20 protein-coding genes are annotated in these 23,814 nt (G+C 59.8%); 13 read left to right on the top strand and 7 right to left on the bottom strand.

Annotated features, from left to right (window positions below; all coding sequences use genetic code 11):
• Positions 1-196: 196 nt before the first annotated feature.
• Together PL640_RS07580 and PL640_RS07575 are read left to right on the top strand one after the other, a co-directional pair.
• Positions 197-2,710 carry a GcvT family protein gene (locus PL640_RS07580; protein ID WP_142839846.1) on the top strand — a complete coding sequence of 838 codons (2,514 nt, stop codon included), beginning with the start codon at positions 197-199 and terminating at the stop codon, positions 2,708-2,710.
• 158 nt (positions 2,711-2,868) lie between these two features.
• Positions 2,869-3,702 (top strand): response regulator, encoded by an 834-nt coding sequence (locus PL640_RS07575; protein ID WP_271361287.1) that lies wholly within the window; start codon positions 2,869-2,871, stop codon positions 3,700-3,702.
• Between the two features lie 16 nt (positions 3,703-3,718).
• On the opposite strand, the gene PL640_RS07570 is transcribed toward PL640_RS07575, so the two are convergent.
• Positions 3,719-5,275 (bottom strand): phospholipase D family protein, encoded by a 1,557-nt coding sequence (locus PL640_RS07570; RefSeq protein ID WP_271361286.1) that lies wholly within the window; start codon positions 5,273-5,275, stop codon positions 3,719-3,721.
• Positions 5,276-5,431: 156 nt separating this feature from the next.
• Here PL640_RS07570 and PL640_RS07565 point away from each other — a divergent pair, with 156 nt between their 5' ends.
• The 3 genes from PL640_RS07565 to PL640_RS07555 are packed head-to-tail and all read left to right on the top strand — an operon-like array spanning position 5,432 to position 6,749.
• Positions 5,432-5,746 (top strand): ArsR/SmtB family transcription factor, encoded by a 315-nt coding sequence (locus PL640_RS07565; RefSeq protein ID WP_052819817.1) that lies wholly within the window; start codon positions 5,432-5,434, stop codon positions 5,744-5,746.
• Positions 5,743-6,099 carry an SRPBCC family protein gene (locus PL640_RS07560; RefSeq protein WP_271361285.1) on the top strand — a complete coding sequence of 119 codons (357 nt, stop codon included), beginning with the start codon at positions 5,743-5,745 and terminating at the stop codon, positions 6,097-6,099. The genes PL640_RS07565 and PL640_RS07560 overlap by 4 nt, the downstream gene beginning before the upstream one ends.
• Before the next feature lie 41 nt (positions 6,100-6,140).
• Entirely contained in the window at positions 6,141-6,749 is a 609-nt protein-coding gene (locus PL640_RS07555) for an ATP-dependent Clp protease proteolytic subunit (RefSeq protein WP_271361284.1), read from the top strand.
• 9 nt (positions 6,750-6,758) lie between these two features.
• Here the strand turns inward: PL640_RS07555 and PL640_RS07550 are convergent, their stop codons facing one another.
• Together PL640_RS07550 and parE are read right to left on the bottom strand one after the other, a co-directional pair.
• Positions 6,759-7,649, bottom strand: a complete 891-nt coding sequence (locus tag PL640_RS07550) for an NAD-dependent epimerase/dehydratase family protein (RefSeq protein WP_271361283.1) — start codon at positions 7,647-7,649, stop codon at positions 6,759-6,761.
• 67 nt (positions 7,650-7,716) lie between these two features.
• The gene (gene parE / locus PL640_RS07545) at positions 7,717-9,837 is read right to left on the bottom strand and encodes a DNA topoisomerase IV subunit B (protein WP_269699646.1); all 2,121 of its coding nucleotides are present in this window, start codon (positions 9,835-9,837) and stop codon (positions 7,717-7,719) included.
• A gap of 208 nt (positions 9,838-10,045) precedes the next feature.
• Here parE and PL640_RS07540 point away from each other — a divergent pair, with 208 nt between their 5' ends.
• From PL640_RS07540 to PL640_RS07525, 4 genes are all read left to right on the top strand, one after another.
• Entirely contained in the window at positions 10,046-10,927 is an 882-nt protein-coding gene (locus tag PL640_RS07540; protein ID WP_271361282.1) for an alpha/beta fold hydrolase, read from the top strand.
• Between the two features lie 216 nt (positions 10,928-11,143).
• Positions 11,144-11,914, top strand: coding sequence for a triose-phosphate isomerase (gene tpiA / locus PL640_RS07535; RefSeq protein ID WP_052818385.1), 771 nt, complete (start codon positions 11,144-11,146; stop codon positions 11,912-11,914).
• 115 nt (positions 11,915-12,029) lie between these two features.
• A complete protein-coding gene (secG, locus tag PL640_RS07530; RefSeq protein WP_142839840.1) occupies positions 12,030-12,482 on the top strand; it encodes a preprotein translocase subunit SecG in 453 nt (150 codons plus the stop codon).
• A gap of 159 nt (positions 12,483-12,641) precedes the next feature.
• Positions 12,642-14,270, top strand: a complete 1,629-nt coding sequence (locus tag PL640_RS07525) for a CTP synthase (RefSeq protein WP_161991195.1) — start codon at positions 12,642-12,644, stop codon at positions 14,268-14,270.
• A 176-nt stretch (positions 14,271-14,446) separates the two neighbouring features.
• Here PL640_RS07525 and PL640_RS07520 read toward each other — a convergent pair whose 3' ends face one another.
• Both PL640_RS07520 and fumC read right to left on the bottom strand, forming a co-directional pair.
• A complete protein-coding gene (locus PL640_RS07520) occupies positions 14,447-15,379 on the bottom strand; it encodes an alpha/beta hydrolase (RefSeq protein WP_271361471.1) in 933 nt (310 codons plus the stop codon).
• A gap of 205 nt (positions 15,380-15,584) precedes the next feature.
• A complete protein-coding gene (gene fumC / locus PL640_RS07515) occupies positions 15,585-16,976 on the bottom strand; it encodes a class II fumarate hydratase (RefSeq protein ID WP_142839837.1) in 1,392 nt (463 codons plus the stop codon).
• A 500-nt stretch (positions 16,977-17,476) separates the two neighbouring features.
• Here fumC and PL640_RS07510 point away from each other — a divergent pair, with 500 nt between their 5' ends.
• A complete protein-coding gene (locus PL640_RS07510; RefSeq protein ID WP_271361470.1) occupies positions 17,477-19,333 on the top strand; it encodes a L,D-transpeptidase family protein in 1,857 nt (618 codons plus the stop codon).
• Between the two features lie 53 nt (positions 19,334-19,386).
• On the opposite strand, the gene PL640_RS07505 is transcribed toward PL640_RS07510, so the two are convergent.
• On the bottom strand, positions 19,387-19,962 hold the full coding sequence (locus PL640_RS07505) for a hypothetical protein (protein ID WP_271361281.1): 576 nt from the start codon (positions 19,960-19,962) through the stop codon (positions 19,387-19,389).
• Positions 19,963-19,988: 26 nt separating this feature from the next.
• Entirely contained in the window at positions 19,989-20,690 is a 702-nt protein-coding gene (locus PL640_RS07500; protein WP_271361280.1) for an HAD family hydrolase, read from the bottom strand.
• Between the two features lie 190 nt (positions 20,691-20,880).
• On the opposite strand from PL640_RS07500, the gene rpiA reads away from it, so the two are divergent.
• The 3 genes from rpiA (at position 20,881) to gor (ending at position 23,698) form a co-directional block, all read left to right on the top strand.
• Positions 20,881-21,576 (top strand): ribose-5-phosphate isomerase RpiA, encoded by a 696-nt coding sequence (gene rpiA / locus PL640_RS07495; RefSeq protein ID WP_003502924.1) that lies wholly within the window; start codon positions 20,881-20,883, stop codon positions 21,574-21,576.
• Between the two features lie 16 nt (positions 21,577-21,592).
• Positions 21,593-22,162, top strand: coding sequence for a DUF2059 domain-containing protein (locus tag PL640_RS07490; RefSeq protein ID WP_046800065.1), 570 nt, complete (start codon positions 21,593-21,595; stop codon positions 22,160-22,162).
• 147 nt (positions 22,163-22,309) lie between these two features.
• On the top strand, positions 22,310-23,698 hold the full coding sequence (gene gor, locus PL640_RS07485; RefSeq protein ID WP_271361279.1) for a glutathione-disulfide reductase: 1,389 nt from the start codon (positions 22,310-22,312) through the stop codon (positions 23,696-23,698).
• Positions 23,699-23,814: the final 116 nt, after the last annotated feature.

Here is a 23,814-nt window from a genome sequence, read left to right as displayed (position 1 = left end):
ATATGTTCGCCGCCGTCGTCTTCAAAAGGCGACGGCGGTCTCAATCCTGTCCCCGGCGATGGCATTTTTGCGGCTGTCGCAGCACCCTATGGCCATGTCGCAATCAGGCGGCTGAACCGCAGCGGAGCGCTTCATATTCCCCTCATCGATTTGGCAGCACGACAGTCAATGCCGGCGCTTTTTAGGGGTTCTGTAAATGAAGACACATGCACGGGCGGTGGTGATCGGTGGCGGCGTGGTCGGCGTCTCGACGCTTTATCATCTTGCCAAAAAGGGCTGGAGCGACAGCGTGCTCATCGAGCGCAAGGAGCTGACCTCGGGCTCCACCTGGCATGCGGCCGGCCTTCTGCCGTTGTTCAACATGAGCTATTCGGTGGGCCAGATCCACAAATATTCCGTGAAGTTTTATGAGGAGCTGCAGGAAGAGACCGGCATGAATGTCGGCTTTTCCAAGGTCTCGAACATCCGTCTCGCCCGCACCAAGGATCGCTGGGACGAATATATGTATTATGCCGGCATTGCCGAAACGATCGGCGTGCGCGTCAACATGCTGACGCCGGAGCAGGTGAAGGAAATCTGGCCGCTCTGCGAGACCGACGGGCTGCTCGGCGCCATCCAGCATCCCGATGATGGTTATATCCAGCCGGCAGACCTCACGCAGGCGCTGGCCAAGGGTGCGCGTGACCGTGGAGCGACGATCTATCGCAATACCACCGTCACCGCCATCGAGCAGACGGAAGACGGTCACTGGAAGGTGACGACGGATAAGGGCGAGATCATCGCCGAACATATAGTGTCCTGCACCGGCTCGTTTGCCCGCAAGACCGGCGAGATGGTCGGTATCGATATTCCGGTCATTCCGGTCGAGCATCAATATATCGTCACCGAGCCGCATCCGGCCATTCAGGAACGCCGTCGTCAGGGCTTGCCGGAAATGGGCGTTCTGCGTGAATCGGACTCGGCCTGGTACATGCGCGAGGAGGCCGGCGGCCTGATCCTCGGTCCCTATGAAGTCGGCGCGCCGGTCTGTTATGTCGATGGTCCTTCCGACGACAGCGAATATGAACTGTTCCAGGAAGAACTCGACCGCCTGATGCCGCATATCGAAACGGCGATGGTGCGCGTTCCGGCCTTCGGCGAAGTCGGCATCAAGAAGGTTTATAATGGCGCGATCGCCTATACGCCCGACGGCAATCCGATCGTCGGTCCCGCACCGGGCCTCAAGAATTTCTGGCTGAATGAAGGCCATTCCTTCGGCATCACCGCTGCCGGCGGTGCCGGCTGGCAGCTGGCCGAATGGATCGTCGATGGCGAGCCGACACTTGATCTGATGGGCGTCGATCCGCGCCGTTTCGGGCCTCACGCAACGGAAGGTTACCTCATTGCCAAGAATGAGGAGGCCTATGCCAACGTCTTCACCATGCATTATCCCGATGAGGAGCGTTCCGCCGCCCGTCCCTTGAAGACGACGCCGGTTTACGACCGTCTGAAAAAGCTCGGCGGCGTGTTCGGCTCCGTCTACGGCTGGGAGCGCGCCAACTGGTATGCGCCGGAAGGTTATGCGCTCAAGGAAGAAGAGCTCGGCGTCGGCGCCGATGTAATCACCAGCCATAACCATGCGCCGCCGCTGGAAGATGGCCGCATTGTCGAGAAGTGGTCGTTCCGCCGCTCGAACTATTTCGAACATGTCGGCAACGAGGTGAAGAACGTCACCAACAATGTCGGCGTGCTTGATATGTCGGCCTTCGCCAAGATGGAGGTTTCCGGCCCCGGCGCGCGCGCCTGGCTGGACAGCATTCTGGCCAATATCGTGCCGAAGAAGCGCGGCCGCATCGCGCTGACGCATCTTCTGACGCCGAATGGCGGTGTGAAGGTGGAGTTCACCGTTTATGAATGGGCGCCTGGCCGGTTCTATATGGTTTCGGCAGGCGGTCTTGAGGCCCACGATCATGACGTGCTGCGCCGCCTTGCGCCGACCGACGGTTCCGTGGTGCTGCAGCCGATCACCCAGAAATACGGCGTGCTGGTGCTTGCCGGCCCGAAGTCTCGCGATCTGTTGAAGAAGCTCACCCGCACCAGCCTGGAGAACAAGGATTTCCCCTGGCTGACGGCAAAGCAGATTTCCGTCGGCGTGGCGACGGCGCATGCACTGCGCGTCAACTTCGTGGGCGAACTGGGCTGGGAGCTGCACCATCCGATCGAGATGCAGAATTATATCTTCGATCGGCTGATGGAGGCAGGCGCGGAATTCGGCATCAAGCCATTCGGCATCCGGGCCATGGTGTCCATGTCGCTCGAAAAGTCCTATCGCAACATGGGCCGCGAGCTTTCGGTGGAATATAACGCCTATGAATCCGGTCTCGACCGCTTCCTGCGCCCGGAAAAATCCTTCATCGGCCGCGATGCGCTGGTGGCCTACAAGGAAGCCGGTCTGAAATCGGTGTTTTCGACGCTGACGGTATCGGGCAATACGGATGTCGACGCGCGCGGCTCGGAAGCGATCTCCGATGAAAACGGCAATCTTGCCGGCCGTGTCACCAGCGGCGGCTTCGGCTGGCGTCTCGGCAAGTCGATTGCGCTCGCCATGCTCAAGCCGGAATATGCGGCGGTTGGCACCAAGCTGAAGATCCGCATTCTCGGCACGCTCTACGATGCCGAGGTGGTGGAAGAGAGCCCCTTCGATACGGAAAATGCGCTGCTGCGCGCCTGAGACCATCCCCTCCCGAAGCTGGAATGCGGCCCCTTGTGGGCCGTATTTCCGTTTAGGTAAGCATATGCTTGCATTCCTTTCCTGCAAAAGTGCTATTAATCATTCTGAAAAATGCACCTGATATGTTTTCCTCACATACGATGGGGGATCGGGGCAGAATGAATTTCCTGGGCATTACGGGCATGCAATATTCTGGCGTGCCTTTTACCAACAACCGCATTTTACTGGCGGAAGACAGCAATGTGTTCACCCAGATGGTGAGCATGCGGCTCAAGGAAATGCTGGGCGTTTCCGTGGAGGTATGCCGTTCTTTCGAAGAGTTGCAGGCCTGTTACGAACATTCTCCAGAACCGGTGACGCTGGCGATTTCCAACATCAACCTGCCGGGGGCGGAAAAGGGTGAGGCGCTGGAATATCTGATCGATCTTTCGATCCCGACCATCGTTTTTACCAGCACATTCCATGAGGCGACGCGCGAGACGCTGATCGCCAAGGATGTGGTCGATTACATCCTGAAGGACAATATTTTCGCCGTGGACATGCTGACGGAATCGGTCTGCCGGTTCCTCACCAACCACCGCCACCATGTGCTGATCGTCGATGACAGCCCGACGGCGCGGGCGCTGCTGTCGAGCCGCCTCAAGCGATATAACTTCCGCGTCAGCCTTGCCGACAGCGGTGCGAAGGCGCTGGAAATCCTCAAGGCCAATCCCGATATCGGCCTTGTGGTCACAGACTACAACATGCCAGACATTGATGGTTTCGAACTGACGCGGCGCGTCCGCACCGTGCGTGGCTCGCATGAGCTGCGCATCATCGGCGTGTCGTCCTCCACCAACAGGCTTTTGTCGGCGCGGTTCTTGAAGGCGGGCGGCAATGATTTCATGCTGCGGCCCTTCATCGACGAGGAATTTTATTGTCGCGTCAACCAGAACCTCGATACGCTGGTGCAGATACAGCTGGCCAAGGCCGGGGTGAGGCCGGCGGCCTGAGCGAGGCCTTCTTTCGTCAAAGCTGTGATTCAAGCGGCAGGAAACGCATGATGCCGGCGATGATCCGCCGGCTGATGGCCGCGTCCGGTTCGCGCCGGTAGGTCTTCGGCTGGCCCTGTTCTTCCGTCATCCAGACGATGCGTTTGCCGTTATCGACGTCGAGTTCGAAACTCATCGTGCGGCGGATTTCTTCGGTGAATATTTCGTCCATGCGGGCCACCAGCGGTGGCGAATTGAAAACAACGCCCATTTCCGTGTTGAGCGAGGCGGAGCGCGGGTCGAAATTGAGCGAGCCGATATAGCCGGTCTTGCCGTCGCGGGTGAAGGCCTTGGTGTGCAGGCTCGCCTGTCCCGAACCGCGCAGGGTGAAGCTGCCCTGGTCGGCCTGGGAGCGCAATTCATGCAGGCGCACCCCACCCAATAGAAGCGGCTTTCGATAGCGGGCATAACCGGCGTGGACGGCGGCGACATCGGTTGCGGCCAGGGAATTGGTGAGGATGGCGAGAGACACGCCGCGTTCTGCAAGATCGAGAAAAATCTCCACGCCCTGTTTGCCGGGAATGAAATAAGGGGAGGTGATGTGTAGGCTCTCGCCTGCGGCCTGCATCAGCGGTAGCAGGCTCTCCATGAGGAAATTATGGCCCTTGCGGCGTTTCCCGGCTGCTTTCTCCGGCGGATCGGCCAGCACATCTGCGGTATCTACCCAGTGCAGGCGATCCGACATCAGGAAATGATCGCGGCCGTACTGGCTCTCGACACGCTCGAGATAGGGTCTGGCGGCTTCACTTTGCGGCAAGGCATCCAGTTCGCGCCGCAATTTGGCAAGCTTGTTCGGTCTGCGTGCCAGCAGCGAGCGTACCGGCACGGAAACGGCGCTGTTCCAGTAATCGTCGAAGATTTCGGTGGCGTCGCCAACGATCCTGCCGAAACCGAGAATGTCGAAATCGTGGAAATTCGCCCGCTCGGCGGCATCGAAATAGGCATCACCGATATTGCGACCACCGACGATCACTGCCCTCCCGTCGGCAATCCATGCCTTGTTGTGCATACGCCGGTTGACGCTTCGAAAGCGCAGCACCAGTTCGAGGCTGCGATGCAGGATGTTTTCCCGTGCCCTTGTGGGATTGAACAGCCTGAGTTCGATATTGGGATGGCTGTCGATGGCGTGGAAGATGCGGTCGGACATGGAGACGCCGAGGTCGTCGAGAAGCAGGCGCACGCGCACGCCGCGATCGGCGGCGATGATGACTTCGCGCATCATCAGCCGTCCGGTCAGGTCGGCATTCCACATGTAATACATAAGGTCGAGGCTGCGCCCGGCGGCGCGTGTCGCCGCCACGCGCACGGCAAAGGCATCGAGGTTGGAATGCAGCAGGCAAAGCGCATTCTTCTCGTTCCAGCCGTTCCTGATCGACTGCCAGTGGCGGTCCAGCGCCGTTTCATCTTCGTCAACGGGAAGGGCGGTGGAGGGGCGTTTGGGAATGGCCTTTTCCCGCTGTTTACCGATGACGACAAACAGGCTCGGCCCAATGAGGATGAGAAGAATGATGATGAAGGCCGTAAATGCAGTCACTGGTTTTTATCGCTCCCGGCCCGAAGATATCAGGCGCGATGCAAACGCGCGAGGGGGTAAAGCGTTCACTGCCAGGGTAATGCGGGGACGAAAAATATGGTGCTCGTGAACGGGTGAGGCTTGTGAGTCACATAAGTACGTGCTTATGTGTTGGTCATGACTGAGAATGATATTTTCCGGGCGCTGGCTGACCCCACGCGCCGTGCCATTTTTGAAAAGCTGGCGGATGGCGCCATGAATGCTTCCGCGCTGCGCGAAGGCATCGACATCAGCCAGCCGGCCATGTCGCAGCATCTTTCGGTGCTGCGGGGGGCCGGGCTTGTGGTGGAACGGCGACAGGGCCGTTTCGTCAATTACGAGGTCGATCCGGACGGATTGACGCGCATTGCGGCGTGGCTTGGCAAATACCGCGCCTATTGGCCACAGCGTATCGAAGCTCTGAAGCTGCTGCTGAAGGATATGGATCAATGAACAGGCAAAAACCGGCATCTTCTGATGCCATCGAGCTTGAATATGATCTCGACGAACCACCGCAGAAGGTGTGGCGGGCGATCAGCATTCCGGCGTTTCGCGCCATATGGTTGCCGGCAGAGGCTCTGGCGGAACCGGAAGCAATCGACAGCAAGCCCGGCGAGGAGGTGCGCTACAGGCTGCGCGACGATAATCCGCCCTTTCTGGAAAGCACCGTCACCTTCACGATCGCATCGAATGACCGTGGCGGCACCAGCCTGCGGATCATTCATGATATGCCCGCCATCAAGCCCACACGGGTGGTAAAGGCGGCCGCCAACCACAACGGTTCGCCGATCAAGCTCGCCGCCTGACAGGCACGTTCCCCGACATTTTCAGACACAGGAGTTCGCCGATGCGCGAAGCGATGCAACTCGTCCCCATGGTAGTCGAACAATCCTCAAGGGGAGAACGGTCTTTCGACATCTATTCCCGCCTGTTGCGGGAAAGGATCATTTTCCTCAACGGAGAGGTCAACGATACAGTTTCCGCGCTGGTCTGCGCGCAATTGCTGTTTCTGGAGGCGGAGAACCCGAAGAAGCCGATCCATCTCTATATCAATTCGCCCGGCGGCGTGGTGACCAGTGGTCTGGCAATGTATGACACCATGCATTACATCCGCGCCCCGGTTCATACACTGTGCATGGGAACGGCCCGTTCCATGGGATCGTTTCTGCTGATGGCGGGTGAACCGGGTGAGCGCACGGCGCTTCCCAATGCCAGCATCCACATTCACCAGCCGCTGGGCGGCTTTCAAGGGCAGGCTTCGGACATGTTGATCCATGCCGAGGAGATGCGGCTGACCAAGCACCGCATGACGCGGCTTTATTCCGAACATTGCAAACACGGCTATGAAAAATTCGAAGCGGCCATGGACCGGGATTTTTTCATGACGGCGGAACAGGCTCTGGAGTGGGGATTGATCGACCGTATTCTCGGGGTTCGCGAGGATGCTGCGGCATAAGGCCGGCGCTTACTCGGATTTTCTGCTGATGCTGGCGCCTACAGGCAGGACTTCCAGGCTGCGCCGGGCAAGCCCGGCCAATACGTCCTCGAAGCCGAACCGGGATGTCCAGCCAAGCCCCTGTGCAGCGCGGGCGGGTGCATAGATCCGATCAATGGTCATCGGCAGCGCCCAACCCTCCCGCGCGAACGCGTCTGCAAGGGCCGGGGTCCGCTGCCGGAAAACGGAAGGCGCATCCCTGGCGAGGGCGTCGCAATCATCAGCGGAAAGCGGGGTGGCTGCCGATATGATATAGCGCTGGAAACTTTCTCCCGCGTTGCCGAGTGCCAGTGCATGAGCATCAGCGACATCCCGGATGTCGACGCCGCGATGCAGCCGATAGGCGGCCATTACGTCAGCGGGCTCCGGGAAACTTCTGGACATGCGCAGCACGCGCACGGCGAGACGCGGGCTGGCCATTTCTTTAAGCAGATGCTCGGCTTCGAGCTTCGTACGGTGATAGATGCTTTTTGGCTGGGGCGGGGTGTCTTCATCGATAAAGGTGCAGCACCCCGCTGAAACCGCGTGTCCGTAGAGCGCCGTGGTGCTGGTGAAGACCAGCCGCTCAATGCCTGCGGCCATTGCCGCTTCCGCGACCATGTGGGTGCCGTCGACATTGATACGCTGAAACTCGGAGTCTGGCACGCAGCCGACATGCGGGGCATGAAGGGCCGCGGTATGGATTACCGCATCAGCCCGCTCGAAAGCTCTCTGCAGAAGCACCCTGTCGGCGAAATCGCCGACGATATGGGTTGTGGAAAAGGGAGAGCGGTCTATGCCCGTGACATCGTGCCGGCCGGCCAGCGCATTGAAAATCGCGCGGCCGACCCGGCCGGAGCTGCCCGTCAGCACTATCCGCATGATGTTTCCTCCGCATCAACGCAAAAGGCAGCGCGGGGCGCTGCCTTTCAAGGGGCCGTCTGGATAATCAGATATCCAGATTATCCGCAAAGGCCGCCCGTTCCTGAATGAAGCGGAAGCGGGCATCGGCCTTGGTGCCCATCAGATTGTCGACGGCTTCGCGGGTGCCTTCGAAATCCACGTCGTCGATCTCGACGCGCAGCAGGGTGCGCTTTTCGGGATCCATGGTGGTTTCCTTCAGCTGCTGCGCCATCATTTCGCCAAGGCCTTTGAAGCGGCCGATTTCGACCTTCTTGCCCTTGAAGACGGTTTCCATCAGCTCGGCGCGGTGCGCGTCGTCGCGGGCATAGGCGCTCTTGGCACCCTGACGGATGACATAAAGCGGCGGCACGGCCAGATAGAGATGGTTGCCGCGAATGAGTTCCGGCATTTCCTGATAAAAGAAGGTGATAAGCAGCGAGGCGATATGGGCGCCGTCGACATCGGCATCGGTCATGATGATGATGCGCTCATACCGCAGATCCTCTTCGCGATATTTCGTGCGGGTGCCGCAACCGAGCGCCTGAATGAGATCGGCGATCTGCTGGTTGGCGGAGAGCTTTTCACGGCTGGCGCTGCCGACGTTGAGGATCTTACCGCGCAGCGGCAGGATGGCCTGGTTGGCGCGGTTGCGCGCCTGCTTGGCCGAGCCGCCAGCCGAGTCACCCTCGACGATAAAGAGTTCGGCATTTTCGGCCGTGTTCTGGGCGCAATCCGCCAGCTTGCCGGGCAGGCGCAGCTTGCGCACGGCGGTCTTGCGGTTGACTTCCTTTTCCTTGCGACGGCGCAGGCGCTCTTCAGCGCGCTCGATCACCCAGTCGAGCAGCTTGTCCGCTTCACCCGGATTGCCGGCGAGATAATGGTCGAAGGGATCGCGCAGCGCATTTTCAACGATGCGCTGGGCCTCGACGGTTGCCAGCTTGTCCTTGGTCTGGCCGACGAATTCCGGCTCGCGGATGAAGACGGAGAGCATGCCGGCCGCCGAAATCATCACGTCATCGGTGGTGATGTCCTTGGCGCGCTTGTTTTGCGTCAGTTCGGCATAATTCTTCAGGCCCTTGGTGAGCGCAATACGAAAACCGGCCTCATGCGTGCCGCCTTCGGGTGTCGGAATGGTGTTGCAATAGGAATGGATCTGCGTGTCGCCGCCATACCAGGTGACAGCCCATTCCAGCGCGCCGTGGCCGCCGGTCTTTTCGGTGCGGCCGGAGAAAATCTCGCGGGTGACGGTGAATTCCTTGCCGAGCGTGGCGGCGAGGTAGTCCTTGAGGCCGCCGGGGAAATGGAACACGGCTTTTTCGGGGATTTCACCACCGGCCGGCACCATGCCGGGATCACAGCTCCAGCGGATTTCAACGCCGCCGAAGAGATAGGCCTTGGACCGGGCCATGCGGAAGATGCGGGCCGGTTCGAACTTGGCATGATCACCGAAGATCTGCGGATCGGGATGGAAACGCACGCGGGTGCCGCGGCGGTTGTGCACGTCGCCCAGTTCCTCAAGTCCGCCAATCGGCGCGCCGCGCGAGAAGCGCTGGCGATAAAGCTTGCGGTTACGCGCCACTTCCACTTCGAGAAGATCGGAAAGCGCATTGACCACGGATACGCCGACGCCGTGCAGACCGCCCGATGTCTCATAGGCCTTGCCGTCGAACTTGCCGCCGGCATGCAGCTTGGTCATGATGACTTCGAGCGTGGATTTTCCGGGAACCTGCGGATGGTTTTCCACGGGAATGCCGCGGCCGTTATCAGTGACCGTCAGAAAACCTTCGGCGTCGAGATGAACCTCGATGAAATTGGCGTGGCCGGCGACGGCCTCGTCCATGGAGTTGTCGATGACTTCGGCAAACAGGTGGTGCAGCGCCTTTTCATCGGTGCCGCCAATATACATGCCGGGACGCATGCGCACCGGCTCCAGCCCTTCGAGCACGCGGATCGAGGAAGCGCCGTAGTCGTCACCGGAAGGAGACACGGGCGCGGGCGGGGCAGGCGGCGTGACGGCCGCAACGGCTGCGGGTTTCGGCTGCACGTTCACATTCGCGGCTGCGGTCGCCGGGGCCTTCACGGGTTTGCCCGCGTCCTCGTTCGTTTCCGTTTCGCTGTTTTGTGCCGCCGGAAGACCGGAGAAGAGATCGTTGCTGTCGTCCATCATGTCCAAGGTTCAAAAATAGTGTCGTCAGAATTTCGCCAGGCGAATCATTTTGTATATGAGGCGATTATAGCGCCAAACGTGTAAGCCATGTGGCCGAACGCGGCGCGCCATACGCCAAGACCCATGTCAGGGTTTCGCAACAGGAGGATTGCGCCGCCGCCTTTGTGATGGCAAGTCTCGCAGCCACGAATGAACGGTTAACCAAGTCATGTCCACAGCTCATTTCACGTTTTGTACTCTTTTCTGCCTGACTGTTGCGGTGATGCCGGGCGCTGCTTCCGCTGCCGATGGGCCGCTGCGACCCTTCAAGGACGAGCTGTTTTCCAGCCAGACGGTGCTTTCCACCGGAGATGGCGGCGCGTCGGAAGTCATCGATTATCAGGAGATGCGCGACATCAACGGCCGCGACGAGGTGCCGGAGCGGCGGGTGAAGCGGCAATATGTGGATATGACGCCGAAGAAGGCGCAGGCGCTGGAAACGGTGTCGGTTGAGGGCAGGGCGCTTGAGGTCGGCCGCGTCGGGCCGGCAAGCGGGCAGGCCTTCACGGTCATCTTCATCCATGGACGCGGCGGCGACCGGCGGCTCGGCATGAACGACTATACGTTCGGCGGCAATTTCAACCGGCTGAAAAACCTCGCTGTGGCCAATGGCGGAACCTATTATGTGCCGAGCGTGCGCTCCTTCGATGAAAACGGCGTTGCCGATGTTGCGGCGCTGATTGCCGATGCGGCCAAAAAGTCGGGCGGAAAGCCTGTCGTGCTCACCTGCGCCTCGATGGGCAGTTTCATCTGTTATGGCATCAGCCGCGACAAGGTCGCGGTCACCAATCTCAAGGGTATGGCGATCCTTGGCGGTGCGGTCGATCCCGATTTTCCGAAAAGCGCCTTTGCCAAAGCGAAGAAACCGGTCTGGTTCACCCATGGCAGTGCTGACAAGGTCTATTCCGCCGACAGCCAAGCGACGATCTTTCGTGCATTGCTGAAGGCCGGGGAGCCGGCGCGGTTTACGCGGTTCGAGACCGGCAGTCACGGAACGCCGGTGCGCATGACCGACTGGCGGGCGGTTTTGAACTGGATTTTAAGTCGCTGAGGCCGCTGTTTTGGGTCAGCGGTGGCGAATTTTCAGAAATTGGCCGTCGTTTTGAACCTTCGGACCGCTTTTTTGTACCATTTATCGCCGGGGCCGTTTAAAGGAATATCCCGGGATTTCCGGCAGTGTTTCTGTCGCGATTATGGGCCGTGAGACGGCTGAGGGAAGGGGTGCTGCCAAAGGCGGCAGCCTCGAGACAAAGGGAATGGGATACGCATGACGCCGAATGTTCGACCGCTTGTTGCCGGAAACTGGAAGATGAACGGCACGCGTGCCTCGCTCGATCAGATCAAGGCCATGGCAGAGGGCGTCAAGGGCGCGCTGTCCGAGAAGGTGGATGCGCTGATCTGCCCACCCTCGACGCTGCTTTATGTGGCAACGGCGCTGTGCGATGACAGCCCGCTGATGATCGGTGGACAGGATTGCCATCAGAATGCATCCGGCGCACATACCGGCGATATTTCTGCCGAAATGATTGCCGACTGCTTCGGCACCCATGTCATCGTCGGCCATTCCGAGCGCCGCACCGATCACGCCGAGACGGATCATTTGGTACGCGCCAAAGCCGTTGCTGCCCATCAGGCCGATCTCATCGCCATCGTCTGCATTGGCGAGACCGCCGATGAGCGCAAGGCTGGCCAGACGCTCGATATTCTCAAGCGCCAGCTAGCCGGCTCGCTGCCGGATGAAGCGACGGCTGAAAATACCGTCATCGCCTATGAGCCTGTCTGGGCGATCGGCACCGGTCTCACACCCACCACGCAGGACGTGCGCGAGGCCCATGCCTTCATGCGCGACGAGCTCGTCAAGCGCTTCGGCGAAGCCGGCAAGACCATGCGCATTCTCTATGGCGGTTCGGTGAAGCCCGCCAATGCGCTGGAACTGATGGGCGTTGAAAACGTCGATGGCGCGCTGATCGGCGGCGCCAGCTTGAAAGCCTCGGACTTCCTTTCCATCTATGCGGCATATGAGCAACTGACGGCCTGAGACCAGCTTTCCTGTCACAGGGGTTGGAAAGGGGCTTGGAATAAACCTTCGCCTCATGTAAAGAGCCGCGAAACCTTCTTTGTAGTGCTCCGCGCGGGGCATGGAATGGATTGTCATGCAGACCGTTTTGATTGTTATTCACCTCATGATCGTGCTGGCGCTTGTCGGCGTGGTCCTGATCCAGCGTTCCGAAGGCGGCGGCCTCGGTATCGGCGGCGGTTCGGGCTTCATGTCCGCGCGCGGAACGGCCAATGCGTTGACCCGCACGACGGGGATCCTCGCCGCGCTGTTCTTCCTGACGTCGCTCGGCCTTGGTCTTATGACCCGCTACGAATCGCGCCCGACCGACATCCTGAACCGTATTCCGGCCACACAGGGCCAGGGCAACGGCATTCTCGACACGCTCGGCCCGGCAACGACGCCCGCAACACCGGCTCCGGCTGGAAATGGCGTTCCGACCAATAGTGGCGCAGCCGCACCCGCACAGACGGCTCCGGCCGCTTCCGGCACGGCCGCTCCGGCACCGGCGCAGCCCGCCGATCCGAACGCAGTTCCGACCGGTCAATAAGCCCGGTTCTGATTTAACGCTCCGGCAGGCCAAAAGCCTGCCGGTTTTCTTTTGTTCGTATTCCGGCCAGTTGAATTACACATTCGTCAACAGCGAATTTGTAACAGCATGAAATTTGGGCTGGCGGAATCAGAGGTAAAAAGGTATCCGGTGAATCCCATGGCGCGATATGTATTCATCACAGGCGGCGTGGTCTCCTCTCTCGGTAAGGGCATCGCAGCTGCGGCACTCGGAGCTTTGCTGCAATCCCGTGGTTATCGGGTGCGGCTTCGCAAACTCGACCCCTATCTGAACGTTGATCCTGGCACCATGAGCCCGACACAGCACGGCGAAGTGTTCGTGACGGATGACGGTGCCGAGACGGACCTCGACCTTGGCCACTATGAACGCTTTACCGGGCGTTCGGCCACCAAGACCGACAACATCACCACCGGTCGAATCTACAAGAACATCATCGACAAGGAACGGCGCGGCGATTATCTCGGCGCAACGGTTCAGGTCATTCCGCATGTCACCAACGAGATCAAGGATTTCGTGATCGAAGGCAATGACGATTACGACTTCGTCATCTGCGAGATCGGCGGCACGGTGGGTGACATCGAGGCGATGCCGTTCATGGAAGCGATCCGTCAGCTCGGCAACGACCTGCCGCGCGGCACGGCGATCTATCTTCACCTGACACTGATGCCCTATATTCCGGCGGCTGGCGAATTGAAGACCAAGCCGACCCAGCATTCCGTCAAGGAACTGCAGGCGCTCGGCATTCATCCCGACATCCTGCTGGTGCGCGCCGACCGGGAAATTCCGGAAGCCGAACGCCGCAAGCTTTCGCTGTTCTGCAACGTGCGTCCTTCCGCCGTCATCCAGGCGCTGGATGTGGCGAATATCTATGACGTTCCAATTGCCTACCACAAGGAAGGCCTCGATTCGGAAGTGCTGGCCGCGTTCGGCATCGAGCCGGCGCCGAAGCCGCGCCTGGAACAGTGGGAAGAGGTTTGCAACCGTATCCGCACGCCGGAAGGCGAAGTGACGATTGCGATCGTCGGTAAATATACCGGCCTCAAGGATGCCTATAAGTCGCTGATCGAGGCGCTGCATCACGGTGGCTTCGCCAACCGCGTCAAGGTCAAGCTGGAATGGATCGAGTCGGAGGTCTTCGAAAAGGAAGATCCGACGCCCTATCTCGAAAAGGTCAACGGCATTCTGGTGCCCGGCGGCTTCGGCGAGCGCGGTTCGGAAGGCAAGATCATGGCGGCGCAGTTTGCGCGTGAGCGCAATGTGCCCTATTTCGGCATCTGCTTCGGCATGCAGATGGCAGTCGTGGAAGCGGCCCGGCATCTCGCCGGCATTGAAAATGCCTCCTCGACCGAATTTGGCCCGACGTCCGAGCCTGTTGTTGGCCTGATGACCGAATGGGTGAAGGGCAACGAGCTGGAGAAGCGTTCCTCCAAGGGCGATCTCGGTGGCACGATGCGTCTTGGCGCTTACAAGGCGGCGCTGAAGAAAGACACCAAGATCGCCGATATCTACGGCACCACGGATATTTCCGAGCGCCACCGTCACCGCTACGAGGTGAATGTGGACTACAAGGATCGGCTGGAAGAATGCGGCCTCGTCTTCTCGGGCATGTCTCCGGATGGTGTGCTGCCGGAAACGGTGGAATATCCTGATCATCCGTGGTTCATCGGCGTTCAGTATCACCCGGAACTGAAGAGCCGCCCGCTCGACCCGCATCCGCTTTTCGCCAGCTTCGTTGAAGCGGCGGTGGAGCAGAGCCGGCTGGTTTGATGGTTTGAAGAATATGAAAAGGGTCGCGACAGCGGCCCTTTTTTTCGTGCACGCACCCACCGCCAAAGTTTCGACGATGCGTCTTGCTCCGTCATCCTCGGGCTTGACCCGAGGATGACGGAGGAGAGGGTACAACTAGTCCGAAGATGCACGGTGCGGTGGATCGCCGGGCTGCCTCATGCCAGAAAGTTCTGTCTCCGCAACCACGCCTCGTACCAGCTTGGCCACTTTTCCGATGGGGTGCCGGCCTTGCCCATGCCAAAGCCGTGGCCGCCGGATGCGATTGGATGAAGTTCAACATCCACACCAGCCTTTTCACAGGCCTCTTGCATGATACGGCTGTTGGCGGGATTGGAAATCCGATCATCATCCGCCTGTGTTAGGAAGACCGGAGGGCAGTCTTTGCTCACGTGACTTTCCACCGACCATTGCCGCGTTGCTTCATCTGCCGGATGCCTGCCGACAAGCGATCTGCGGGTTGATGTGTGGTCATAGGGAGCTGCAAGCGTGATGACCGGATAGATCAGCGCTGCGACATCCGGCCGGGCTGATTGCCTGTCGATGTCATCGATGCCTTCGTAAGATGTAAAAGCTGAACGGGCAGCGGCGAGCCCCATCAAGTGCCCGCCAGCAGAAAAGCCGAGCGCGCCGATCCTGTGCGGATCGATCTGCCAGTCCGGGGCGCGTGCACGCACCAGACGAAATGCGCGCTGCGCATCCTGGAGCGGTGCGAGCGGCCCGGCGGCCCATGCTTCAATTGGCAGGCGGTAGCTGAGGACAAAAGCGTAAATGCCTCTGGCCGCGAGCCAGCGTGCAGCGGGATAGGATTCCTTGCCTTCCTCTATGCGTTTATATCCGCCACCACCGGCTATGATCATTGCGGACGCATTGGGCCTGTCAGGGGCAAATATCTCAAGGCTTGGTACGGCGATATTGGTGACTGCGCCTTTTTTGCTGATTTCCGCAGGGCCGTCAGGGCCGCCGCCACCGGGAGGCAGGCCGGGCCAGAGGGCAATGCGAGATCGATTGTTCTCAGCAAACAGGTTGGGAACTTTCATCGCTGTTGCGAGGAATGCACCCGCAAGAAGCAGGCTGCGGCGGCAGATCATGACATCATCCTCATCGCGCATTTGGATCAGGTATTCCCCAGAAGAGCAGTTTATGAGGCCGATATAAAAAGCCAACAGGACAATATGGAGGCAACCGGATATTCCGGTTCGCGCCAGCGATGTCACGGCCGGCCTGCGGCGTGTCAATCGAACAAACAAAAACGGGCCCGAAGGCCCGTTTCCATGTCCGTTGCATCTGACCGGCTTATTTCGGGCCGATCATGTTTTCCGGGCGTACGAACTGGTCGAATTCCTCGTTGGTGAGGTATCCACCACCAACGGTTTCTTCGCGCAGCGTCGTGCCGTTCTTGTGCGCGGTCTTGGCGATCTTGGCGCAGATGTCGTAACCAAGCTTGCCGTTCAGCGCCGTCACCAGCATCAGCGAGTTTTCGACGCCCTTCCTGATATTGTCTTCGCGGGCCTCGATGCCGACGACGCAGTTGTCGGTGAAGGAGACGGCGGCATCGCCCAGAAGCTGGACCGATTGCAGGAAGTTGTAGGCCATCATCGGGTTATAGACGTTGAGCTCGAAGTGGCCCTGCGAGCCGGCAAACGAGAGCGCCGCATTGTTGCCGAAGATGTGGGCGCAGACCTGGGTCAGTGCTTCCGACTGGGTGGGGTTGACCTTGCCCGGCATGATCGACGAGCCGGGCTCGTTTTCCGGCAGTGACAATTCACCGAGACCGGCGCGCGGGCCTGAACCGAGGAAGCGGATGTCGTTGGCGATCTTGAAGAGTGCAGCGGCAGCCGCATTGATCGCGCCATGCGAGAAGACCATGGAATCATGCGAGGCGAGCGCTTCGAACTTGTTCGGCGCGGTGACGAAGGAAAGGCCGGTGATCTTGGAAATCTCGTCGGCAACCTTTTCAGCAAAACCGATGGGAGCGTTGAGGCCCGTGCCGACGGCCGTGCCGCCCTGGGCGAGCTTGGAAAGCGCGGGCAGGGTGGTTTCAATGTTGGCGATGGCGGAGGCGACCTGCGCGGCATAGCCGGAGAATTCCTGGCCGAGCGTCAGCGGGGTCGCATCTTGCGTGTGGGTACGGCCGATCTTGATGATCTTCTCGAACTGCTTGACCTTGGCTTCCAGCGCCTTGTGCAGGTGCTTGAGGGCGGGCAGCAGGTGGTGAACGATCTCTTCCACGCAGGCGATGTGCATCGCCGTCGGGTAGGTGTCGTTCGAGGACTGGCTCATATTGACGTGGTCATTGGGGTGAACGGGCTTCTTGGTGCCCATTTCGCCGCCGAGCATTTCGATTGCACGGTTGGAAATCACCTCATTGGCATTCATGTTGGACTGGGTGCCGGAGCCGGTCTGCCAGACGACGAGCGGGAAATGCTCGGTCAGCTTGCCGTCGATGACTTCCTGTGCGGCGGCAATGATGGCGTCGCCGACCTTGGGGTCGAGACCGGCCAGCGCCATGTTGGCGCGGGCTGCAGCCTGCTTGACGATGCCCAGCGCACGAACGACAGAGGCGGGCTGCTTTTCCCAGCCGATCTTGAAGTTGCCGAGCGAGCGCTGCGCCTGCGCGCCCCAATAGCGATCGGCCTGAACTTCAATGGGTCCAAATGTATCGGTTTCCGTCCGTGTGGCTGTCATCAATCTTGCCTTTTTACTCGTGTTCCTCCGCCAAAACGGCGCCTTCGCCCGCCTTGCGCGGCCGATATATAGAATCATCGCGCCGGCAATGAAAGCGCTGCAATGCGGCAGAGGCAGATATTTCCCGCCGCGTTGGAGCGATTTCGACACGAGCGCAGGGCCGGGGTGAAAAACGAACCGGCGTGGCATTTTTACTACGTCGCGAAATGACGGGAAAACCGGGCTTTCGGTGGCATGTGGGTGGTGCTGGGAGCCACGGCAAAGTGAATGAAATAAATAGAAATTTAACCATTCTCGCCAATTCTGGAAATTACGTTTTTATGGCTTTGGCTGTATCATAAGGTTCATTTCGGCACGGTTGTGAACTTTGGGCGTTTCTTTTCAACGGGCCGTTGATCGGCTAGACAGGCATGAAACTGATGCCCGCCGTTTTCCTGGCGGTGCTGGGTGCTACGAGGATCAAATTGCAAGTCACATCTGGAAAAACATCGGCAGCGCTGGTGCTGGTTCTCGGTCTTTCCGTTTCCACCGCTCTTCCCGGCAGCGCCGGTGCGGTAACGCTGATGGACCTTCTGCGCGGCGGCCCGGGCAAGGTTGCGCGTGACCGTGGTGAGTTGCCGCCAGCCGGTATCGTCACCTCGCCGTCGGTTTCAGGACCGAGCGCCGATGCTTCCGATCCCGAGCCCCTGCCGCGCGTTTCCGGCCCGCGTTATTACGACTACAAGGCGGATACCGCCCGCGCCGTGAACACGGCCAATTTCAGTGACGATCTCGCCAATCTGAAGTTCAGCGCCACGCCTGAAATCGCCAAGGCACTGGAAGCCTATTACGGCGCCGGCGGCAAGACGCTGTGGGTTTCCGGCGGCGAGCTGACCGAGCGTGCCAACGCCGTCATCGCCTTCTTCGAGACGGTTGGCGAAAGCGGCCTTGATCCGGCCGATTACAGCATTTCCGCACCGGCAAAGGATGTGACCGCCAGCATCAGCAGCAATGCCACGGGCACGACGGCAACCGGTACACCGGTGGAAACGGCATCGGCATCGACCTCCGACGCCTATCAGCGCGCGCAGATGCGGTTCGAACTGGGGCTGTCTGCCAAGGTTCTGGCCTATGTGCAGGATACGACCCGCGGCCGTGTCGATCCGAACCGGCTCTCCGGTTACCATGATTTCAAGCGCAAGACGGTAAACCTCGCGCCGGTGCTGAAGCTTGCGGGCCTCAGCCCCGATGTCGCTGCCTATCTGCGCAGCCGCGAACCATCGAGTGCCGAATATCAGGCGCTGAAGGCTGATCTGGCCCGGCTGCGCGGTGAGGGCGATGCGGCTCATACCGTCCGCGTTCCCGCCGATCTGGTGCTGAAGCCCGGCAACAGCAGCGCCGACATGGCCAATGTGGTCAAGGCGATCGAACATCGCGCTTCGCCGGCCTTCAAGGCCGAACATGCGGCGATCATTTCGGGTTACCAGCAGACGCAGGACTATACGCCTGATCTCGTCGATCTGGTGAAGGCGTTCCAGAGCGAAAACGGCCTCAAGCCGGATGGCGTCATCGGTCGCGCCACCGTTCGCGCCATGGTTGGCGAAAGCAACGAGGCGAAGATCGCCAAGGTGCAGGTGGCCATGGAGCAGATCCGCTGGCTGCCGGCCGATCTCGGCCAGCGTTACGTCCTCATCAACCAGCCGGCTTTCATGGCCTATTACCACAATGATGGCGTGGAACAGTTCGGCATGAAGGTGGTCGTCGGCTCCAAGGCCAACCAGACCTATTTCTTCCAGGACGAAATCCAGACTGTCGAGTTCAATCCCTATTGGGGCGTGCCGCAGTCGATCATCGTCAACGAGATGCTGCCGAAGCTGCGCCGCGATCCGTCCTATCTCGACCGGTTGGGTTACGAAGTGCAGGTGGGTGGCCGTGCGGTCTCCTCCACCAGCGTCAACTGGTATGGCTCGACCAACGCCGTTTCCGTGCGCCAGCCGCCAAGCAGTGACAATGCATTGGGCGACCTGAAAATCCTGTTCCCCAATGCGCATGCCATCTACATGCATGACACACCGGCCAAGAGCTTCTTCAACCGCGACATGCGGGCGCTGAGCCATGGTTGTATCCGTCTGGTCGATCCGCGCCGCATGGCGGCTGCGGTTCTCGGCACCAGCGTCGATAAGGTGGGCGAGCAGATTGCTTCGGGCAAGAACCGCGCCGTGCAGGTGCCGGTGAAAATCCCGGTCTATGTCGCCTATTTCACCGCCTGGCCGGACAAGGACGGCAAGGTGCAGTTCTTCGACGACGTCTATGATCGTGACAGCTATGTGCAGAAGGCGTTTGCCGTGACGACAAAGGCGCGGGCCGCATCGATCTGATAAATCGCATTGAGAGAAAAGCGCCGGAAACGGCGCTTTTTTGTTTCGGCCGCTTATGGTTCCGGGGTTTGTGGCTTGAAGAGTTCGAACGCCAGTTCGTCATCGCTATCAAGCAGGCTGGCGAGCCTCAGCGCTTCTTCCAGCGGCGATTTGCGGACGAGCAGTTCATAAAAGAACAGATGCACGAACAGCGGTGTCGCGGCACCGTCTGGATAACCTGATGACGCCACATAGGCTTTTGCACCGCCCTCGATAAAGGCTTTGGCGAAAGCCCCGGAGCCCGTGCAGCAGGCCGTGCTGAAAACAACGGTGTCGCGCAGATCGACAGTTCCTAGGAACGCTTCGGCGGGCATGCTGCCGTCCAGCAATTTCATCCGGGTCACTTCAGGGTCGAATTCGCCGACCACAAGCCCGTTTTCATCGCCATGGCCGCTGATGATGAAATACGGCGGCGGGTTGTCGGGTTGTTTCAGGCACACCAGAATATCTTCAGGGGTGCCGGGAAGATGCAGCCGGACCGATGCGCCAAGGCTTTCCAGCACCGCTCTCAGAAGCAGGGCTTCGCCGGTATCGCCAATGGCGATGATGCTGACGGCGGTGCGGGGAAAGAAGAATTTGTGATCGACCATGGCGAAGCTGCGGATATCACGGCGGTTTACGCCGCCGCGTCGCGTCCGGTCAGCAACCGGCCCACCAGATCGGGCGTCAGTGCTGCAAAATCATCGATCACGACGTCAGGTTCCAGCTCGGCCATCGGCACATCCGTGTAACCGAAGGTCACGCCGATCGACGGTACGCCGGCGTTCTTTGCGGCGAGAATATCGTTGATGCTGTCGCCGACCATGATCGAGCGTCTGCTATCGCCGCCGGCCTTTTCGATGGTGCCGAGAATATGGCGGGCATCCGGTTTGCGGAAGGCGAAGGTGTCGCCGCAGGTGATGGCCGCGAAATATCGCGTCAGCCCCAGTTTTTCGAGCAGCGGCACAGCAAGGATTTCGGTCTTGTTGGTACAGACGGCAAGCGTGATGCCGGCTTCCGAGAGCGCATCCAGTGTGTTGACGATGCCGGGATAGGGGCGGCTTTCACCCGGCATTTCGGCGCGGTAATGGGTGATGAAACGCTCATAGAGCGGATCGATCTCGGCTTCCGGCAATTTCGTCTGGCGCAATGCGAAAGCCCGCTTGATCATCACCCGCGCGCCCTGGCCGACGAGGTGGGTCAGGTCGTCATAGGTGACGGGCGCAAGGCCAGCAACGGCGATGGTGTGGTTGAGGCTCGAGACCAGGTCGGCGGCGGTATCGACGAGCGTGCCGTCGAGATCGAAAATGGCAAGCGGAGAGAGCGGGCGGGATGTCACGGGAACGGGCCTCTTGGAGAATGCGGGTGTCGAGGTGTCGGTGCTTTCATTCGCGCCAAGCCTAGGCAAACGGGCCTGTCTTTGCAACCGCGTCACAACGTTCTGTTCGTTGGCTTGAAAAAGGCTTTCGTTTGGCTTTCGACCCGTGTAAACAGCACGGCGACGACAAAGCTACCGGAGTTTCAGGCACATGGATGCCCGCCAGATGAAGATCAAGGCCGCCGAGGCCGCATTGTCCCACGTGCAAGACGGGATGAGGCTTGGTATCGGCACGGGTTCGACGGCCGAGGAATTCGTCAGGCTTCTGGCCGAGAAGGTTGCTGCCGGCCTGAAAGTCGAGGGTGTTCCGACATCCGAGCGCACCGCGCGTCTCTGCGTCGAGCTTGGCGTGCCGCTGAAATCTCTCGATGAATTGCCGGAACTGGATCTGACCATCGACGGCGCTGACGAAGTCGATCATGCGCTGCGCCTCGTCAAGGGCGGCGGTGGTGCTCTTCTGCGCGAAAAGATCGTTGCGGCGGCATCTGCGCGCGTGATCGTCATTGCCGACCAGAGCAAGGTCGTCGAGACGCTGGGCGCCTTTCCGCTTCCCATCGAAATCAACCCGTTCGGCCAGGTGGCGACACGTATCGCCATTGAAAAGCTGGCGGCTCGATCCGGTCTTTCGGGCGCATTGACAATGCGTTCATCCGGCGACGGCGCCTTCATGACGGATGGCGGACACCTTATCCTCGACGCATCTTTTGGCCGTATTCCTGATGCAGAAGCGCTAGCACGCGAGCTGAACACGATTCCCGGTGTCGTCGAGCACGGACTTTTCATAAATTTGGCATCGCTTGCCATTATCGCGGGTCCTGAAGGCGCCCGCGTGATGCAGGCAGTATAACAGGAGCGAGATTTTCATGATCAAACTAGCGGGACTGGGCAAAGCTGCCGCTGCTTCGATCCTCATTTCCGGCGTTGTGTTCGGTACTGCCGTACGCGCTCAGGAAATTTCGGAAGCGCATGTTGCTGCCGCACGGCAGGCAATCGCCTCTCTTGGCGTTACCGACCGTTTTGACGACATTCTGCCTGGACTGGCCGAGCGTCTGAAGGCCGAACTCATTCAGGCCTCGCCGAACGTCGAAGACGCCATCACCGAGACCGTCGATGCCAAGGCTCTCGAGCTTGCGCCGCGCCGCGCCGATCTGGAACGCGAGGCTGCACTCACCTATGCGCGCGCCTTCAGCGTTGAAGAGCTGAACGCCATTTCCGCCTTCTACAGCAGCGAAGCGGGCAAGAAGCTTCTGAAGGATGGCCCTATCGCCACCCGCGAACTGATGAAGGCCGCCGATATCTGGGCTGCCGGCATCAACCGCGATCTCAACGCGTCCAGCATGTCTGAACTGCAGAAGGTTGCCGGCGCTGATCTGAAGCCGCTTCCGGCCGACCAGAACGCCACGGGCGGCGCTCCGGCTGCTCCCAAGCCCTGATTGAATGAACAGACAATTCAGAAATATTCAAAGCCCGGTCGCAAGACCGGGCTTTTCATTTGTGCGTCGCAGCACCTATATGTGCCGTGAAGACGCCACCATTCGCCTTGAGGGCTGATGGCGTGGTTTTGATCAGGGGTTTTGACTATGACAGCTTATGACTACGATCTTTTCGTCATCGGTGGCGGCTCGGGCGGCGTGCGCAGCGGCCGCGTGGCGGCCTCGCTCGGCAAGCGCGTGGGGATTGCTGAAGAATATCGTTATGGCGGCACCTGCGTCATCCGCGGCTGCGTGCCGAAGAAGCTGTTCGTCTACGCCTCGCAGTTCCCCGAACATTTCGAGGACGCCGAAGGTTTCGGCTGGAGCGTCGGTGAGCGCAGCTTCGACTGGAAGAAGCTGATCGCGGCGAAGGACAAGGAAATCACCCGTCTCGAGGGGCTGTATCGCAAGGGGCTGGAAAACGCCAAGGCCGATATTTTCGACAGCCGCGCCGAACTGGTCGATACCCATACCGTGAAGCTGACAAAAACCGGTGAGACCTTCACGGCAGAGCGTATCGTTATTGCCGTCGGCGGCACGCCGAACGAGCACAGGGCGTTGCCCGGCCACGAGCTGACGATCTCGTCCAACGAAGCATTTAATCTGGAAGAATTGCCGAAATCGATCCTGATCGCCGGCGGCGGTTACATCGCTGTTGAATTCGCCAATATCTTCCACGGTCTCGGTGTTGAAACGACGCTGATCTATCGCGGCAAGGAAATCCTCTCGCGTTTCGATCACGACATGCGCAAGGGCCTGCATGAGGCGATGGAGGCCAAGGGCATCCGCATCATTCTCGAAGATATCATCGAGGAAGTCAGCAAGGATGGTGCCGATGGTTTCGTGGCGCGCACCAAGCAGGGTAGCTCGCTGCATGTCGGCCTGGTCATGCTGGCACTCGGCCGTGATCCGAATACCAAGGGTCTGGGTCTGGAAAATGCCGGTGTGAAGCTGGATGCGCGCGGCGCGATCATCGTTGATGATTATTCGCGCACCAACGTGCCGAGCATTTTCGCGCTGGGCGACGTCACCGACCGGGTACAGCTGACGCCGGTGGCGATCCACGAGGCCATGTGCTTCATCGAGACCGAATACAAGAACAACCCGACCAAGCCGGATCACGAGCTGATTGCAACGGCGGTGTTCTCGCAGCCGGAAATCGGCACCGTCGGTCTTTCGGAAGAGGAAGCGGGCAAGAAATATCCTGAGCTGGAAGTCTATCGCGCTCAGTTCCGGCCGATGAAGGCAACGTTGTCCGGCCGCCAGGAAAAGACGACCATGAAGCTGATCGTCAATGCCGCCGACCGCAGGGTTGTTGGCGTGCATATTCTCGGCCACGAAGCGGGTGAGATGGCGCAGCTTCTCGGCATCACGCTGAAAGCCGGCTGCACCAAGGATGATTTCGACCGCACCATGGCGGTTCATCCGACGGCCGCTGAAGAGCTGGTGACGATGTATTCGCCGAGCTACCGCGTGGTGAATGGCGAGCGCGTGTAGCGCTGATGCAAGCGTGATATGATCGCTGTCCGAATTCGCCCGCCGCCCTTCGAAAACGGATGTTTTCTGGATGGCGGCGGGTCGGTTAAATCGTTTGAATTGACTTTTGTGCATCT

The organism is Agrobacterium sp. ST15.16.024, assembly GCF_027956545.1.
Taxonomy (GTDB): Bacteria; Pseudomonadota; Alphaproteobacteria; order Rhizobiales; family Rhizobiaceae; genus Agrobacterium; species Agrobacterium cucumeris.
This window is presented reverse-complemented; position numbering and strand designations above follow the sequence as displayed.

What these genes read in the sequence shown, in the direction of transcription:
- PL640_RS07505 (WP_271361281.1), bottom strand. Translation starts at nt 19,962, where the DNA reads ATGGTCGATCACAAATTCTTCTTTCCCCGCACCGCCGTCAGCATCATC.
- PL640_RS07565 (WP_052819817.1), top strand. Translation starts at nt 5,432, where the DNA reads ATGACTGAGAATGATATTTTCCGGGCGCTGGCTGACCCCACGCGCCGT.
- secG (WP_142839840.1), top strand. Translation starts at nt 12,030, where the DNA reads ATGCAGACCGTTTTGATTGTTATTCACCTCATGATCGTGCTGGCGCTT.
- PL640_RS07555 (WP_271361284.1), top strand. Translation starts at nt 6,141, where the DNA reads ATGCGCGAAGCGATGCAACTCGTCCCCATGGTAGTCGAACAATCCTCA.
- PL640_RS07550 (WP_271361283.1), bottom strand. Translation starts at nt 7,649, where the DNA reads ATGCGGATAGTGCTGACGGGCAGCTCCGGCCGGGTCGGCCGCGCGATT.
- PL640_RS07575 (WP_271361287.1), top strand. Translation starts at nt 2,869, where the DNA reads ATGAATTTCCTGGGCATTACGGGCATGCAATATTCTGGCGTGCCTTTT.
- PL640_RS07580 (WP_142839846.1), top strand. Translation starts at nt 197, where the DNA reads ATGAAGACACATGCACGGGCGGTGGTGATCGGTGGCGGCGTGGTCGGC.
- PL640_RS07490 (WP_046800065.1), top strand. Translation starts at nt 21,593, where the DNA reads ATGATCAAACTAGCGGGACTGGGCAAAGCTGCCGCTGCTTCGATCCTC.
- PL640_RS07540 (WP_271361282.1), top strand. Translation starts at nt 10,046, where the DNA reads ATGTCCACAGCTCATTTCACGTTTTGTACTCTTTTCTGCCTGACTGTT.
- parE (WP_269699646.1), bottom strand. Translation starts at nt 9,837, where the DNA reads ATGATGGACGACAGCAACGATCTCTTCTCCGGTCTTCCGGCGGCACAA.
- PL640_RS07560 (WP_271361285.1), top strand. Translation starts at nt 5,743, where the DNA reads ATGAACAGGCAAAAACCGGCATCTTCTGATGCCATCGAGCTTGAATAT.
- gor (WP_271361279.1), top strand. Translation starts at nt 22,310, where the DNA reads ATGACAGCTTATGACTACGATCTTTTCGTCATCGGTGGCGGCTCGGGC.
- tpiA (WP_052818385.1), top strand. Translation starts at nt 11,144, where the DNA reads ATGACGCCGAATGTTCGACCGCTTGTTGCCGGAAACTGGAAGATGAAC.
- PL640_RS07520 (WP_271361471.1), bottom strand. Translation starts at nt 15,379, where the DNA reads ATGATCTGCCGCCGCAGCCTGCTTCTTGCGGGTGCATTCCTCGCAACA.
- rpiA (WP_003502924.1), top strand. Translation starts at nt 20,881, where the DNA reads ATGGATGCCCGCCAGATGAAGATCAAGGCCGCCGAGGCCGCATTGTCC.
- PL640_RS07525 (WP_161991195.1), top strand. Translation starts at nt 12,642, where the DNA reads ATGGCGCGATATGTATTCATCACAGGCGGCGTGGTCTCCTCTCTCGGT.
- fumC (WP_142839837.1), bottom strand. Translation starts at nt 16,976, where the DNA reads ATGACAGCCACACGGACGGAAACCGATACATTTGGACCCATTGAAGTT.